This is a genomic window from Paenibacillus sp. FSL K6-1330 (assembly GCF_037976825.1).
Taxonomy (GTDB): Bacteria; Bacillota; Bacilli; order Paenibacillales; family Paenibacillaceae; genus Paenibacillus_AQ.
On the sequence record NZ_CP150269.1, the window covers coordinates 1,477,713 to 1,493,234 of the forward strand.

Annotated in this window: 11 protein-coding genes; 9 read left to right on the forward strand and 2 right to left on the reverse strand. The window is 49.8% G+C overall.

What is annotated here, in order from left to right; all coding sequences use genetic code 11:
* The first annotated feature begins 36 nt into the window (after positions 1 to 36).
* The gene (locus tag NYE54_RS06480; RefSeq protein ID WP_339270914.1) at positions 37 to 942 is read left to right on the forward strand and encodes a DMT family transporter; all 906 of its coding nucleotides are present in this window, start codon (positions 37 to 39) and stop codon (positions 940 to 942) included.
* A 228-nt stretch (positions 943 to 1,170) separates the two neighbouring features.
* Here NYE54_RS06480 and NYE54_RS06485 read toward each other — a convergent pair whose 3' ends face one another.
* Positions 1,171 to 1,491: a helix-turn-helix transcriptional regulator gene (locus tag NYE54_RS06485; protein WP_339270915.1), complete on the reverse strand. Its 321-nt coding sequence runs from the start codon at positions 1,489 to 1,491 to the stop codon at positions 1,171 to 1,173.
* Between the two features lie 299 nt (positions 1,492 to 1,790).
* On the opposite strand from NYE54_RS06485, the gene NYE54_RS06490 reads away from it, so the two are divergent.
* The 8 genes from NYE54_RS06490 (at position 1,791) to NYE54_RS06525 (ending at position 13,331) form a co-directional block, all read left to right on the forward strand.
* Positions 1,791 to 3,164, forward strand: coding sequence for a helix-turn-helix transcriptional regulator (locus NYE54_RS06490; protein ID WP_339270917.1), 1,374 nt, complete (start codon positions 1,791 to 1,793; stop codon positions 3,162 to 3,164).
* A gap of 309 nt (positions 3,165 to 3,473) precedes the next feature.
* A complete protein-coding gene (locus NYE54_RS06495; RefSeq protein ID WP_339270919.1) occupies positions 3,474 to 5,285 on the forward strand; it encodes an alpha-L-fucosidase in 1,812 nt (603 codons plus the stop codon).
* Between the two features lie 7 nt (positions 5,286 to 5,292).
* A complete protein-coding gene (locus NYE54_RS06500) occupies positions 5,293 to 6,327 on the forward strand; it encodes a glycoside hydrolase family protein (protein WP_339270921.1) in 1,035 nt (344 codons plus the stop codon).
* A 368-nt stretch (positions 6,328 to 6,695) separates the two neighbouring features.
* Positions 6,696 to 7,646, forward strand: a complete 951-nt coding sequence (locus NYE54_RS06505) for an ABC transporter permease subunit (RefSeq protein ID WP_100540843.1) — start codon at positions 6,696 to 6,698, stop codon at positions 7,644 to 7,646.
* A 16-nt stretch (positions 7,647 to 7,662) separates the two neighbouring features.
* Positions 7,663 to 8,535: a carbohydrate ABC transporter permease gene (locus NYE54_RS06510; protein ID WP_339270924.1), complete on the forward strand. Its 873-nt coding sequence runs from the start codon at positions 7,663 to 7,665 to the stop codon at positions 8,533 to 8,535.
* A gap of 139 nt (positions 8,536 to 8,674) precedes the next feature.
* On the forward strand, positions 8,675 to 10,255 hold the full coding sequence (locus tag NYE54_RS06515; protein WP_339270925.1) for an extracellular solute-binding protein: 1,581 nt from the start codon (positions 8,675 to 8,677) through the stop codon (positions 10,253 to 10,255).
* Between the two features lie 212 nt (positions 10,256 to 10,467).
* Entirely contained in the window at positions 10,468 to 11,493 is a 1,026-nt protein-coding gene (locus NYE54_RS06520; protein WP_100540505.1) for a response regulator, read from the forward strand.
* Entirely contained in the window at positions 11,490 to 13,331 is a 1,842-nt protein-coding gene (locus NYE54_RS06525) for a sensor histidine kinase (protein WP_339270927.1), read from the forward strand. The genes NYE54_RS06520 and NYE54_RS06525 overlap by 4 nt, the downstream gene beginning before the upstream one ends.
* Positions 13,332 to 13,437: 106 nt before the next feature.
* Here the strand turns inward: NYE54_RS06525 and NYE54_RS06530 are convergent, their stop codons facing one another.
* Entirely contained in the window at positions 13,438 to 15,273 is a 1,836-nt protein-coding gene (locus tag NYE54_RS06530) for a glycoside hydrolase family 97 catalytic domain-containing protein (RefSeq protein WP_339270928.1), read from the reverse strand.
* Positions 15,274 to 15,522 lie beyond the last annotated feature (249 nt).

Consider the following 15,522-nt stretch of genomic DNA (forward strand, 5'->3'; position numbering starts at 1 on the left):
ACGGCACAAAATGAACAGAGAGAAGGATGTTGAGTCATGAATTTGAAAGGGTTGTTCATTGGGTTACTTTTTACGGTTTTATATGCTTCGGGGGCCATTATCATGAAAATTGGTCTGCTCTCAGCGTCTCCATTAACATTAGCCACATTACGTTTTCTGATCGCCGGGGTGCTGCTACTGGTCTTTATTTATGGATTTAGAAAGGGGAAATACCCTTTACCTAACAAAAGAGAGTGGGGCGTTTTACTGCTTCTGGGTTTGCTGAATACCTCGTTGTTTGTTGGTCTAGGCAACTTAGCGCTTCGAACCATTTCCGCCGGGATATTCAATCTCTTTCTACCCATAAATCCTTTTGTCTTTGCGCTTTTTTCCCTAATCTTCATGGGGAAAAACATTCGTGCAAAAGAATGGATGGGTATGGCTGTTTCTGCCATAGGTCTATTCATCGCAACCTACCCATCATTGGCAAACAGTCATGCCTCCTTAAGCGGCATTTTATTACTTGTTTTGGCGATGGTTTCGATGGCTGTTGGAAGTCTCGTCTTTAAAAAGGCCAATCTTCAATTGCCTAATCTTGTGATCAACGCTTGGCAGGTATTCATTGGCGGAATGATTATTATGATTCCTGCTCTCTTCCTAGAGTCTGGAAATCCGGTCAATGTGGACGCTCATCTAGTCGAATACTTGATCTGGTCCGTCTTCGGTCTCTCCATTTTTAGCATGGGTCTCTGGTTTTATTTATTGAAACAAGATGCCGTTAAAGCAAACAACTGGCTACTTTTAAATCCTGTCGCGGGCTATATCCTGGCAGCCATCATCCTGGGTGAACCGCTTACGTGGTACTCGGTCGTAGCCACCATCGTTGTGCTTTTCGGATTGTACTTGTCAGGAAATTTTCGCATCAAACAAACGAAGGGGAAAATGATAGAACAAACGGAATAATATCCTTACTTAAAAGGTAAAGCTAAAGTTTTAAGAAAATCTGATTCAATGAATAAGAGAGCTTGTTTTGATCAATCTTTTTTCAAAACAAGCTCTCTTTTTTGTTCATTTATCAATTTGGTAAAGCAATTAAAAAACTCCCGCATAATCAGGAGTTAGTTATCGTATTAAAACGCTGACTTAAAGAATCGTATAAGAAAGATAGATATCTTTTGTAATGTTCATTCTTTATTTCCGATATAACTCTTTAAGGATGTTTAATCCTTTTAATTGGTTTTCTTCATCTTGTTGTAATAGCAGCGAGTTAATTTCTAATATGATCTCATTATCTTTTTTACCTAATGACATAAAGTCAAAGAAGTCGATGTTTAGCGCTATTGTAATTTTCTCGAGGGTTTGTATAGTGAAATTGCCTTCTCCTCTTTCCAGCCTGCCTATATAGCTAAACGAGGACCCGATTTTTTCGGCAAGCTCCTCTTGAGTTAAGTTCTGGTTTTTTCTTATTTCTCGTATAGCAATTCCCAATCTCTCTGCAACCGATTTTTCCATATATGTATCGACTCCTCTTATATAAGAAGTGTAGACAAAAGATAGTTAATATTGGAGTCACTAAAAGTTTCATTATACATTAATTATTGTCCTTAAAAGTTTCATGTGTTAAATTGTAAATGTATTCAAGTATGGCATGTGATTGCAAAAGGTATTCTTTTAGCAAAGTGAGTTATTGTGTGCAATACTAACTTTAAGCATTAATTGACAGGTGTTAGACTCATTTATACTATTACTATAGAGTCATACTAAATTATGGATGTTCGGTATGCGGATATTCTTATTGGAGGTTGTTTGAATTGATACATACAACCACGATACGATCAGAATTGGATTTTCACCTGAAAAAGACGGGATTAACTATAAATCAATTTGCGGAACGATCAAAAATTAACTCAGGGACGTTAAGCACTATTATTAAGGGTGTGCGCCCCATTGCTATGCAGCAATTAGATCGAATGGTATCGGCGATGGGACTTCCCGAAGGCAGCTTTTATGAGCTGTATGCGGATGAATGTTTTGCTTATCCGCTGAATTGGCGAAGACTAAAGCCATTTTTGTACCGCTGTGCCGAACTGGATAAGCTGGAGTTAATTCAGAAGGTTGTTCGATACATGACGGATAACCTAGCTTATGTGCCGATGCTTTATGACACAGCAGAGGATTTGTTTAATCAGGGTAAAAATTCAGCTGCCTCAATTATTTACGAATCAGTAGCCGAGAGTGAGAAATATCAACATTCTGAACGGTTAGCTCTGTGCCATTATCGACTGTTTACAATCTCATTAGGTCATGACCAGGAAAAAAATCTTCGGGCAGCCACCAAATTTGAGGAATTCGTCGAACGTTTAGATGAAGTGGATCAGCTTGATGCACTAAAAGATTTGGCCAATGTATACTGCTCTCTGCGCCATTGGAGTAAGGTTGATATGTTGGCTAAAGAGATGGGACGAAAGGCAAAGATTCAATATGCTTTTAAATATGGGAAGGATGGCATTCGCTATCATCATGATAAAGAGCCCCAAAAGCCATTGTTTTTATATATCATTTATTCATATTTGATGTGTTCAGCTGTCTGTGATGAGTCTGGTGATTATGAGCAGGCATTACGATATGTGGCATTATATTCCGACTTGAGCTGGGTTAAAGAGGACTCGGAAGAAGCACTTGCGATTAAAGATAATTTTAAAATGTGGGCTATAGCGAATACATATTTATATAAGGTAATGATGGGTGATTTTGAAATTATTGCTGAATATGTGGGATTTATTGAAACAAAAGAAGATGAAATCCTGCCTGCGTTAACCAAGATTTTTCAAGCTGCTAATCGTTTTCAGTTCGATATAGATCATGTTTTACTAAAGTTTGAAGATCATATTTTATCATTAAATCAAAAGGACGACGGTACATATAATTATTTAGTAAGGGCAGAGCGATATGTGCGGTTTCAGGCCGAACTGTCACGTTATTATTTTACAAAAGGAAGATATGATGAGGGAGCTAGAAGTGCTTTAGATGGGCTTGCGTCTGCTATTAAAATTCGCAATGAAAATGCGACACTGCAATGTGTAAAATTATTTGAACAATTCAGACATGGAGTATCTGATGAAGATCAGCAACGTTATGACAATTTATGGGAACGGTTGGAGTATCGTGGTCTTAACGGTTGGTAATTCCATAAGGTAATTTGTTGGATATAGGAGAGTGCCTGGACTAAAAGCACATGAATGGATGATAATAAAAACCAAGCATTTACAGGGATTGCCCCCTAAATGCTTGGTTTTTTTCTGTTCATTATTTCAGCAGCTTCTCCAACTGTTCTTGCACCCAGATAGGATCATATTCATGGGTCCAGGTTGTTCCCCCCACCTCAACAAAACACAACCCCAACCCAAAAAAACAAAGAGGCTGCACCAGCGTTACTTCTATAATGGAGGTTATTAGACAGTTGAGCCAATGGCAAGTAAGTGAGGAGGGTACGCATGAAGCGGGATGAATACATGGATGGGGCAGGACTGGAGCAGGAAAGGTCGAATGCTCTTATAAGCGATAAGCTGGTAAGTGATCATGATAGTAACCGTCAGATAGCCTGGTGGAGGGAAGCACGCTTTGGGCTTTTTGTGCATTGGGGGCCTTATTCGATACTGGGCGGGATGTGGAACGGTGAACGGGTGGATGCCAATTATGCGGAGCATATCCAGTTAAGGGGAAAGATTCCGGTGACCGAGTATGCGGAGGCCGCAGCCGGGATGAACCCGGAGGCTTTCGATGCGCATGAATGGGTTGCGCTGGCCAAGCGGTCCGGAGCAAAATATGTTATCGTGACGGCCAAGCATCATGATGGGTTTGCGATGTACGATTCCAAGGTCAGCGATTATTCGATTACTCGTCATGCTAATTTTCCGAGAGATCCGATCAAGGAACTGGCAGAGGCCTGCGAAGCAGAGGGGATTCGCCTGGGAATCTATTATTCCCATGCCATGGACTGGCATCACCCGGATTCGCAGGGGAACACGCTGGATTACCCGGGGAATATCGGCGCATGGGATCAACTGGAGGAATGGATCGGAGATGACGATAAGCGGGAACGCTTCGAGCGTTACCTTCACGAGAAGGCTCTCCCTCAAGTTGAGGAGCTGCTGACCGACTATGGCCCGATTGGGTTGATGTGGTTTGATTGCGGTCATAAGATCAGCGACGAGCATGCCGTGTGGTTCTATGATCTGGTACGCCGGCTGCAGCCGGATTGCTTGATTAACAAGCGGCTGCGGGATGACCGATTTGCGGATTACGGCAATCCGCATGATAACCAGCTCCGGTTCCACCCGGTGCAGCGGGACTGGGAATCGATTCATACGCTGAATGATTCCTGGGGGTTCCGATATGACGATGACCATTGGAAGAGTCCGGACGAATTGATCGAACAGCTGCTGCGCGTGGCAGCCACAAACGGTAATCTGGTACTGAATGTCGGGCCGCTCGGAGACGGAGCGATTGACGATACATCGAGAAGTCTGCTGGAGACGGTGGGCAGCTTCTTGGAACGGAACGGCGAGGCGATATACGGCACGAGCGGCAGTCCGATTGGTACGCCACAGTGGGGTTATTGCACATGGAAGCCGGATGAGAATCTCTTGTACCTGCTGGTGAGAGAATGGCCTCAGGACGGTTTCTTGATCCTGCCTGGTCTCGCTAGCGGAGTTCAATATGCGAGGCCTATCGGAGCGAAGGCGAAGGTGGGCCACCTGCCGTTCCGAAAGCTTGGGCCGTGGGACTGGCAGATTGATGTGCGTTCGGTACCTCAGGACGCCTATGCGACTGTGGTTGAGCTGAAGCTGGATGGAGCGCTGGAGACGAATCTCACTCCGAGGTTCATATCTCAGATGGCGAATACGTTCTGGGCTTATGATGGCATTATCGAGGGCGATGGCCTGCGATACGATAATGGAAAACGTGGTCATGATGGCGTTACCGGTTGGACCGCTCCAAATGCGGCTGTTCAATGGACGTTCCGTTCAGAGGAAGAAGTGCCCGTCCAGTGCCGAGTGATCGTCACCTTGGCCGCTGGAGCGGATCAGGCAGGAGGACGTTATGAGTTGTCTCTGGATGGACAAAAGCTGACTTGTACCGCTTTCGATACGGGTGGGGACGGATGCTGGGGAGAATTTGAAATGGGTCAACTGACCATTCTCTCGGCAGGCGTACATCGTCTTGAAGTACGGGGACTATTGCTGGTTTCTGATTCATTAATGAATTTGCGCAAGGTTACGCTATTGCCAATGGAGAGGGAGTGAGGAATCAATGAAAATCGTATTTGATCCTGCACCGGTTGGAGGAGGCTTTCGAATGCCGGGATATTGGATATGGTGCGGCAGCGTTATCCAGGGTGAGGATGGCCGGTACCATATGTTTGCTTCGCGCTGGCCGAAATCATTGCCTATGCATCCCGGCTGGCTTGCGGCCTCGGAGATCGTCCGTGCGGTCTCCGACCATCCGGCCGGGCCGTATGTATACGAGGAGACGGTACTCGGGGCCAGATCCCCGGCCTATTGGGACGGATGCAGCGTGCACAACCCGCATATCGTGAAGGTTGAGGGCTCATACCTCCTCTATTACATGGGCACGACGTTTCCGTTTCCCCTACCTGAAGAAGGGGAGCCTCTGCTTCCGAATGATCCGCTCGTCGTGGCTGCCAGGGCGAACAAACGGATCGGGGTTGCGACCGCTCCTTCCATAACCGGCCCTTGGACACGGAGGGACCATCCGGTTCTGTTGCCGCGTCCGAATCATTTTGACAGCTTCTTGGTGTCTAATCCTGCCCCCTGTGTTCATGAGGACGGTTCGGTGAAGCTCATCTATAAATCTCGTCCCTATGAAGGGCATTCTTATGGCAACATGCAGTTGGGCTTGGCCTGCGCCGAATCGGTGTACGGTCCTTACACCCGTCAGCCTGAACCGCTGTTTCCCCCAGCGATTCATATTGAAGACCCCTTCATTTGGCGTACGGCACGCGGGTACGAAATGATTGCCAAGGACATGGACGGCTCCATCTGCGGGGAGCGCTATAGCGGAGTCCATGCGTGGTCAGCGAACGGGGAACAGTGGAAGATGACAACCAAACCAGGGGAACCCGTGTACTCTCGCAGAGTACGGTGGGACGATGGCACGGAACGGTTGATGGGTAACCTCGAACGCCCGTTTTTGCTTATGGAGGACGGTCGTCCGGCCTGGATGTTTGCTGCGACTTCAGACGGGAGCCGCGGGTTTTACGATTGTACGGAGACCTGGAACATGGCGATTCCGATTCGGGAGATTACGGAGAACGACGACGAATAAGAGCGATCCATATCCGACTCGAAGCATGATAAACAGCACCTGAAACGGGTGGTCGACCACCGTCGTGCGATGCGCACCCGCACCATGCATGGGGAGTGTACGCGGTGAGAAATGTCCGATTACTCAGCGGCCCATGCTCTCATGTACGGCTGCGTTTTACTTCTCCGTTCATTTCCCCCATAAGCCCTTTTGCTTACCATGGCCGGATAGACCATGATAGCAGAAGGGCTTTTTTCTCTATTCCGCCTCAAATCCCCATCTTAAACACAATCGTAAAAAAACACATCGACAAACAAATGCCGCCATTGTTGCCAAGGCCCTCCGCTTATACGATGAATACGAAGGAAAACTTACAACGGGAGGTCCTTATGGCGAACATCAACCCAAGCACGCGGCTAACACCGTCAGCGCGGAGCCGGGAATGGTTATCCAGCTTTCGCAAGTACAAGGCGATATACCTCATCTCGATTCCGGGCATCCTCTATTTTTTGGTATTTAAATATGTCCCTTTATTTGGCAGCGCCATGGCTTTTCAGGAGTACAACTTATTCAAAGGCATATGGGAAAGCCCATGGGTGGGGCTGGATCAGTTCTATCGCATGTTTCAGTACGAAGAGTTTCTGCGGATCTTCTGGAACACCCTTCTGATCGGGATGTACAGCATCGTATTTGCTTTTCCAATCCCGATCATTCTGGCCTTGCTGTTGAACGAGATTCGTCTTGTCCTGTATAAGCGGGTGCTGCAAACCGTTATCTACATGCCGCACTTTCTGTCCTGGGTCATTATCGGGGGGATTGCGGTAGGCATTCTATCTCCGACCACGGGCATCATCAATCAGATCCTGATGTGGGTGGGACTCGAACCGATTTACTTCCTTGGCGAGGAAGGCTATATTCGCAGCATTCTGATCGGCTCCGGCATTTGGAAGGAAGCGGGATGGGGGACGATCATTTACCTGGCGGCGCTGGCCGGGATCAATCCGGACCTGTATGAAGCTGCGCGCGTAGACGGCGCAAACCGGTGGCGCCAGACTCTGGCGATAACGATTCCGTCGATTCTGCCAACGATTATGATTCTGTTCCTGCTGAACATCGGCAATTTCCTTGATTTCGGGTTTGAGCGGGTGTTTGTGTTCCTGAATGCCTTGAACGAGAATAAGGGCGACATTCTGGATACATACATTTACCGCGTCGGTCTGCTCGGACAGCAGTACAGCTACACCACGGCCATCGGGCTGTTCAAATCTCTCATCGGGCTGCTGCTCATTGTGGGCGGAAACGCCATAAGCCGCAAAACGACCGGAAATTCCTTATACTAGGCAGGTGACCGAAAACATGATAAAACGATCAAAAGGTGAATCCGTATTCGAAATTTTCAACTTTATCTTCCTGGCCGTTGTGTCGGCTGCCATGATATTCCCGATTCTGCACGTTGCGGCACAATCGCTCAGCAGTGATGTGGCCATTTCACGGGGAGACGTTGGCCTGTGGCCGGTGGAGTTCACGCTCTCCAACTATGCGATCGTCTTGAACGATACTTCCGTATGGCGTTCCTTTCTGATCAGCGTATTCGTGACCGTCGTGGGGACCGGGATCAACCTGATCGCAACGGCCTCGCTGGCCTATCCGCTGTCGCGCAATGAATATCGGGGACGAAAAGCCATTCTCATGCTCGTGCTGGTCACTTTTATCTTCAGCGCGCCCTTGATTCCGAATTATCTGCTCATTAAATCGCTGAACATGCTGGATACGGTATGGGCCCTGATTATTCCGGGCGCGATTAGCGCGTACAACTTGTTCATTATGCGCTCGTTCTTCATGAATCTGCCGAACGAAATTATTGATTCGGCCCGGATCGACGGGTGCGGGGAGCTGCGAATCATATCGAGCATCGTGCTGCCTTTGTCCAAGCCGGTCATGGCGACGATGGGGTTGTTTTACGCCGTTGCGCATTGGAATTCATACTCGTCCGCTCTATACTATATCAATAGCCGTCAACTGTTTCCGCTCCAGGTTCGTTTGAGAGAGATCGTCATTACCGATCAGATGGGAGAGATGGACACCACGTTTGAGAATCTGGCGAACATGTCCCCGGAGGGCATCAAGATGGCCACGATTGTGATCGCTACGCTGCCGATCATCCTGGTCTATCCGTTCCTGCAGAAATATTTTATTAAGGGCATGCTCATCGGTTCGATCAAATCTTGATCGTAAAAGAACACAATCCCATAATAAGAACGCCAATACTGCATATGAGGGTTATGAGCTACGATGAAATGGATTTAACGAAAGCGCTTACCTCATGAATGAGCCACTTGTCTATTTTTGTGAAAAAGGGGAGAGGTTGATGAAAAAAAATTGGACGGTCTTACTGATCAGCGTCATGATGATGTCACTGCTCGCTGGATGCGGGGGGAAACCGGAAGAAGGAACTGTCAGTCCCAAGCCGGAAGAAACGAAGCAAGGTACAGACTCCAACAAACTGTCCTTCTCGATTTCTTTCTCTACGGGCGGCAACACCTACATTGAATCGTCACCCGATATCAATAAGGACAAATGGGTGCTGAAGCTGGAAGAGATGACAAACACAGATCTCGATATCCGCTTGATGTCCCACAAGGAATTTGATCAGAAGATGAGTCTGATGTTTGCAGGCAATGAAATCCCGGACGTTGTGGGAAATATGCGGGGAGGTCCAACAACAGGGTCCATGTCAGGCTCGGTGGAAGCCGGGGTGTTCATGCCGCTGGATGATCTCCTCAAGGAACATGCTCCGAATTTGATGAAGATGGTCACCCCGGCCGCGTGGGAAGAAGTATCCTATAACGGCAAAATCTACGGCATCCCGGCCTGGCTGGAAAATCCGTCGCGCCGCGCCACATTCATTCGCACGGATCTCATGGAGAAGGCCGGCATCAAGGAAGCGCCTAAAACCGTGGAAGAGTATCTGGATATGCTGCGTGCCTTTAAGAAGCTGGGTGTAGAGCACCCGTACCAATACCGTGAGGGCTTTAAATATGCGGATACTTTCCTTGGGGCATACGATGTGCTGCCGTTCCAGTTCATGGAGCTGAATGGGGAGGCCGTTCCGAAATTCTTCGATGTCGAGAACATGAGCAAGGCGCTCCAGACGTATAAGACGATGTACGATGAGGGTCTGATCCCGAAGGATTTCGCTTCGCTCTCTCAGGAGGATTACGGACGCAATATCAATGCCGGCAAATCCGGGATGTGGGCCTCCAACGGCGAGGGGTTGATCGGGTTCCGCACCAAACTGAAGGAAGTGGATCCTTCGATGAAGGTGGATATTTATTCATCCCCGACCGGACCGGACGGCAAGGGCGGACTCGGCTTATACAGTTCGGTATCGACCACGTACTATATCAATAACAAGGTGGGAAAAGAGAAAGCCATCGAAATCATTAAATTCCTGGATTGGATGCTGACGGAGGAAGCCGATATGTTCTTCTCCTTCGGGATTGAAGGCGAGAATTACACAATGGAGAACGGGAATATCAACTATAAATGGCCAGTGACCAAACAAGAGGTGGATGAAGCGGGCTTCCGAGCCAACCAGCTGTGGTTCGTTCATGAGCTGACCTATAATAAGAAGCAGACGGCCCTTACCGAGGATGGCCAGGACGTGATCAAGGCTTTCAGTGATGTGCTGAGCAATGAAGGCCGCGGCGGTATTACGTTCATGGCGAATCTGAACAGCTTCTCCAAGTTCCCGGATCTGGCTTCGACCGGAGATACGGGACCTAAATTCATCCTGGACAGCATGGTGAAGATGATCTACGGCAAGCAGCCGATCTCCGATTGGCCGAAGGTGCTGGAGGAATACCGTGCCAAGGGCGGGGATGAGATCATCAAGGAAGCGACGGAGCGTTGGAAGAACAAGGAGAACGTCGTAGACCGCACGAGATAATACCCAAGATAGGAAGTAGGGCATCTCCTGTTTGTTCCATATATCGTGTACAATAGATCCGATATGTAAGCGTTTAACCCAAATGAGCGAAGGATGAAAAATCAAGGTATCTGCCGGTCTTACCATCACAGGTATCCGCTGCGGATACCTTCTTGTTCCATTCGATGTTTGCCTCATACCTTATTCTTCTACATACAGGAGGCTAAAATGATATGCGGTTGCTTATTGCTGACGACGAACCTGTAATCCGAAGAGGGCTGGTCAAGATGGCGGAGACCTACCGTCTGCAGTTTGATGCCATTGACACGGCCGTGAATGGTGAGCATGCGCTCTCCCTGATCAAGGAATTCGAGCCGGATGTACTGCTGACCGATATCCGGATGCCCCGAATGGGCGGACTGGAACTGTGTCAGGAGCTTCATGAGTTGTACGGGCATATTCAAATTATCGTCATATCGGGTTATGGCGAATTCCAATATGCACAGCAATGTCTGGCTTACGGGGTGAAGCATTATCTGCTAAAGCCGGTTACCGGCGTGGTGCTGCACCAAACCTTTGACGCGATTGTGAAACACCGCAATAAAGGCATTGTCTCGCTGGCTTCCTATGTCGATTGGATTGAAAATATCGGGCAGGAGATCTGGATGCTGCAGACCGAACAGCTCGATCGGCTGTTGGTCGATTGGAGAGCGCATCTGCAAGCGGCGGGACTCAGCGTCCCACAGCTTCAGCAGCTGCTGGATGACGCGGTGGGCATGATTTTCCGTCGTCTCGTCTCGAAGGGGTATATGGAGGTTTCGGTGATTGAACCGATCGGTCACCACACGGTGCAGGAGCAGCTGTTGAACGAATTTGAGTTAAGGGTCAAGCAGATGACCGCGGATCTGGTTACGCAGCGGTGGGGGAATTTCAAGAATCCGCTGGATGAAGTGAAATCGTATATCGACACGCATCTGTCCGAGGAGATCACCCTTGAGGAAGTGGCGGAGATGGCCGGTTATACGCCGACGTATTTTAGCGCAATGTTTAAGAAGATGACGGGGGATACCTTTGTAAGGTACCGGATTCACCGGCGAATGGAGCGGGCGAAGGAGCTGCTGGCCCTGCCGCATATGCGGATCATCGACGTGGCGGCGAACGTCGGTTACGAGGATTATCCCCATTTTACGAAAATGTTCAAGAAGGTAACGGGACATACGCCGACGGAATATCGGACGATGCTGGGCTTTAACGGATGAAAAATAAACTGTACCGCAAGTTGTTTTTGTACTTTGTATCCATCATTGTGCTGACTTCCTTGTTGATCGGCATCGTTACCTACACGCGCTCATCAGCTGAGCTGGACCGCCAGCTGGACCGGCATATGTCGCAAATCGTGCAGAATGCCTTGAACCATACCGATCTGTACATTAAATCCTACGACCGTACGATGATCTCCTTATTGACCAACCGGGAATTGAAGAAATTCGTAGATTTGCCTAACCCGGCGGACCATTACGAGTACTATCACATCAGTTCCACGATCAAGGATACGGTATTCCGTCCCCTCATGGAACGGGGGCCCGAGTTGCTGACCATGTATCTCCTGTCTTATAACGGACATGCCACGTACAGCTTCGGTTCTGACTTTACGGCACCGGTATTCAGTGCAGAGGAGAAAGCAAAGCAGCTGACGGATCTCCGTAATACCACAAAAGATGAAAGCGGTCTCATGATTCACACGGAGAGTATTATACCTGGACGCAGCGGCAGTGTGGTACGCATGACGAGACTGATCAAGGGATTATCCTCCACAGCGGAAAAAGGCGTACTAGCCATGGAAGTGCGCTCCCAAGAGTTATCCTCCCTCTGGAAAGGAATTGATCTGGGCGAACGGGGATACTTCTATATCGCGGATGCCAGCGGCCATGTAGTCTATCAACCTGAGGGACTGGAGCATGAAGCCTCGTCTCCGGCCGAGGATCCGAAGCTGACGGCCGCCATCATGGGCGCAGACGAGGAATCCTTCAAATATACGACGGCCGATGGAGAGCAGAGAGTGTTCATGACGCGGATGTCTCCCTATTCCGGATGGCGTCTGGTTGCTTCGTTGCCGCTGGAGGAGTGGCGCAAACCGATAGCCAGCATTCGTTCTACGGTCTGGACGATCGGCTTGATCAGCCTCATTGCTGCTTGTCTGCTTGCTTACCGTTTCACTCGTTCCATTACCCAGCCCATCCAGACGATTATCCGCGGGATGCGCCAGACGGAGCAGGGGCGGTGGATTCCCTTGGAGCTTCCTAAACGCGAGGACGAGCTGACGGAAATGATGCAGCGGTACAATCTGATGGTGACCCGGCTGTCGGAATTAATCGAGCGGGTATACGAGACCGAACTGCAGCAGCAGAAGACGATTATCGAACGGCAGAAGGCCGAGTTCCAGGCGCTTCAGCTCCAGATCAATCCGCATTTCATGTACAACACGCTGGAGACCATCGTGTGTTATGCCGAGGTTGAAGGCTCATCGGAGATTACCGAAATGGTGTCCTCTCTTGGCTTTATGATGCGGTACTCCTTGCTGACGTCGCTGGAGGAGATCACGGTCGCGAATGAGCTCAAGCACGTTTTGAACTACATGACGATCATGAAGCATCGGCACGATCTGGAATTTGATCTGCGGGTTGAGGTTCCCCATGAGCTGCTCCTGTACAAAATGGTGCGGTTGACGCTCCAGCCTTTAATTGAAAATGCATTCCAGCATGCCTTTCCGGACGGCATCGAAGCATTGCAGTACATCATTATCGCTGCCGGGTGCGACGATGATTCCTTCTGGGTCAGCGTGAGGGATAACGGCATCGGCATGACCGATGAACAGCTGCGCGAGGTTGCGGCACGGCTGTCCTACGAGTACGATCATGTGAATCATGTGCCTGAGTCCTCCCTGAACCTTAGCGGTACCGGAGGTATCGGGCTGCTGAATGTGCATCGGCGGATTCAGCTGGTATTCGGCGAGAGTTACGGACTTCGTGTAACCTCGGCGGGCGAGGGGACAGGAACTACCATCCGCATGGTCATGCCATGTCCGCCGCGTGTTTAGCACAAGGCCTGCTTCCGTATTGGAGGTTAGGCCTTGTGCTTTTTGAGGTGATAAGAAAGCATAACCTTCAGAGGCTTCCCCTTCTTATCTCGCAAGAATGATTGGCTTACTTGTTCTCCGCTTGCGGCGTAAGATGGATGGATACGCCGCCATACACCTTGAGACGTATCTTGATGGTATCCTTGGCGCAGCACGTTTCCGTGTGAACCTCAATGGGAGGAAGAACGGAACGATATCGATATTCGTCTGCTTCCGCCTGTTCCTGATAGATCACGGCTTGGTAGGTTTGGTGGTCCTCAAGGAAATCCAGCGGAATATGGACGTCTCGTCCTCCTGCGGCACAGATGGAGGCGACAAACCATTCCGTACCCGATCGTCTTGCTATCGTAACGAATCGGCCCGGATAACCTTCCAGCAGCCGCGTCTCATCCCAGACGGCGGGAACGGCGGCCAGCAGCGGCTTGCCCGGATGATCCGCGAAGACGGAAATCGTATCGGCATAATGCTGGATGCCGGATTCGAAGAGGATGGCAAGGGCCAGCTGAAGCCCTTGGGTCGTCGTGGTCCGCCTGCTGAACGTGACCGGCGTAAAATCCATGGACCCGATCACGTTCCGCGTAAACGGCAAGGTACAGAGATGAGTGGCGTTAGGCCCTTCACTCTGCGCCCGGTAGTATTCCGCACCGTAAACGCCTTCTCTTGTCATCACGTGAGGCCATGTCCGGTGTTCGCCGCTTGGTTTGGTGGAACCGTGAAAATTGACCATCAGCCGATGCCTGGCAGCGGATTCCGCAATGGCATCATAGACCTGGAGCGTCTCTTGGCTGTCGCTGTCGAAGAAGTCGACCTTGATGCCAACGGCGCCCCAAGATGCCCACAGGCATAATTTCTCCTCACGGAGTTCCTTTGTATCCAGCCCTTTATAATGTGTCCACAGCCAAATGCCGACGCCGCGCTCCTTCGCGTAATGGATGAGCTGCGGGGCATCCAGCGTGCCTTCCCAGCCGCCGTCAACGACACTGTATTCCCATCCCATCCCCGCGGCAAAATCCACATGCTGCCGTTGAATATTCATATCGCCGCAAGAATCGCCTTCTGCGTACCAGGACCAGGCTGCTCGGCCCGGAGAGATCCAAGAGGTGTCTTGCAGCACGGACGGGGGGCATAGGTGAGTCGTTACCGAAGAAGAGACCAGATCCCCAAGCGATCCGATGATCATAACACGCCAGGGGGTCGAGAGCGGAAGCTGCGAAGCAACCGGCGTTTCCTGATCCGGGGCGAAGGAGGTTCGGAGCTTCCGGCCGTCGTGCTCATCCGCTGCGAGATGGCTGGCGCCATATTCGCCGTCCACATCTGCTTCGGTCAGCAGCAGCCATTGATCCTCTGCTGATTGGACCAACAACGGGAAACCGAAGTGTCCTCCCCGAAGATGATCCGGCATGGCATGGTCGTAGGTTCGTTCATAGCACCGCATGAACGGCTGAGCCCAGACGTTGAGCGTTCGGTCCTCCGGGAGATGGAAGCCGGAGAGCTCATACTCGATGCGAATATCTCCTTCTCCTTGCAGCAGCTCGTACCGGAATGCGACACCGTCATGAAAAGCACGGAAACGGATCCTCACCTGATGATTCTCTACAGACGCCAGCACCACCATCTCGCTTGCTTCGTAAGACTGCGATTTTTGTTTGCCGGTCACAAGTTCGTAACGCTCCGTGATCGTGTTGTGCTCAACCCCTTGGATGCGTATGCCTTCCTGAAATTTGTATTTGTCGGTTATCAGTCCGAGCGGCGACCTTTCAAGAACTCGATCCCGCTTGTTCATCACCGAGTAAAAGAGGGGGCCGTTATGCTCCTGTTTCAGCGTGATCTGCAGATTCCCGTCAGGTGAATGAAGCTGTGCATGAAACGGCGCTGACGGAGACTGGGATAACTCATGATCCATAAACGAAACTCCTTCCTTATCGATCCAAGAATGGCGTATCCATTGCAGCCTCATTGTAGCGGACAAAGCAAAGCTTAGCATAAGGCTCCGTTCGCTCCGGGTTGTGTTTTCTTACGTTGTGATACTCCATAAAAAAACACGGCCATTCCGCAAATTACGGCATGGTCCAGCGAGCAGAGGCTGTTTTATCATAGAAGCATATCAAGAGGTGTTTGAAAGGGGGGCATCATGTAATCGCGGGTAGATCGT

Bases quoted from the DNA above. Each gene is read 5' to 3' on its own strand.
- NYE54_RS06505 (WP_100540843.1), top strand. From the start codon at position 6,696: ATGGCGAACATCAACCCAAGCACGCGGCTAACACCGTCAGCGCGGAGC.
- NYE54_RS06520 (WP_100540505.1), top strand. From the start codon at position 10,468: ATGCGGTTGCTTATTGCTGACGACGAACCTGTAATCCGAAGAGGGCTG.
- NYE54_RS06525 (WP_339270927.1), top strand. From the start codon at position 11,490: ATGAAAAATAAACTGTACCGCAAGTTGTTTTTGTACTTTGTATCCATC.
- NYE54_RS06515 (WP_339270925.1), top strand. From the start codon at position 8,675: ATGAAAAAAAATTGGACGGTCTTACTGATCAGCGTCATGATGATGTCA.
- NYE54_RS06530 (WP_339270928.1), bottom strand. From the start codon at position 15,273: ATGGATCATGAGTTATCCCAGTCTCCGTCAGCGCCGTTTCATGCACAG.
- NYE54_RS06485 (WP_339270915.1), bottom strand. From the start codon at position 1,491: ATGGAAAAATCGGTTGCAGAGAGATTGGGAATTGCTATACGAGAAATA.
- NYE54_RS06500 (WP_339270921.1), top strand. From the start codon at position 5,293: ATGAAAATCGTATTTGATCCTGCACCGGTTGGAGGAGGCTTTCGAATG.
- NYE54_RS06495 (WP_339270919.1), top strand. From the start codon at position 3,474: ATGAAGCGGGATGAATACATGGATGGGGCAGGACTGGAGCAGGAAAGG.
- NYE54_RS06510 (WP_339270924.1), top strand. From the start codon at position 7,663: ATGATAAAACGATCAAAAGGTGAATCCGTATTCGAAATTTTCAACTTT.
- NYE54_RS06480 (WP_339270914.1), top strand. From the start codon at position 37: ATGAATTTGAAAGGGTTGTTCATTGGGTTACTTTTTACGGTTTTATAT.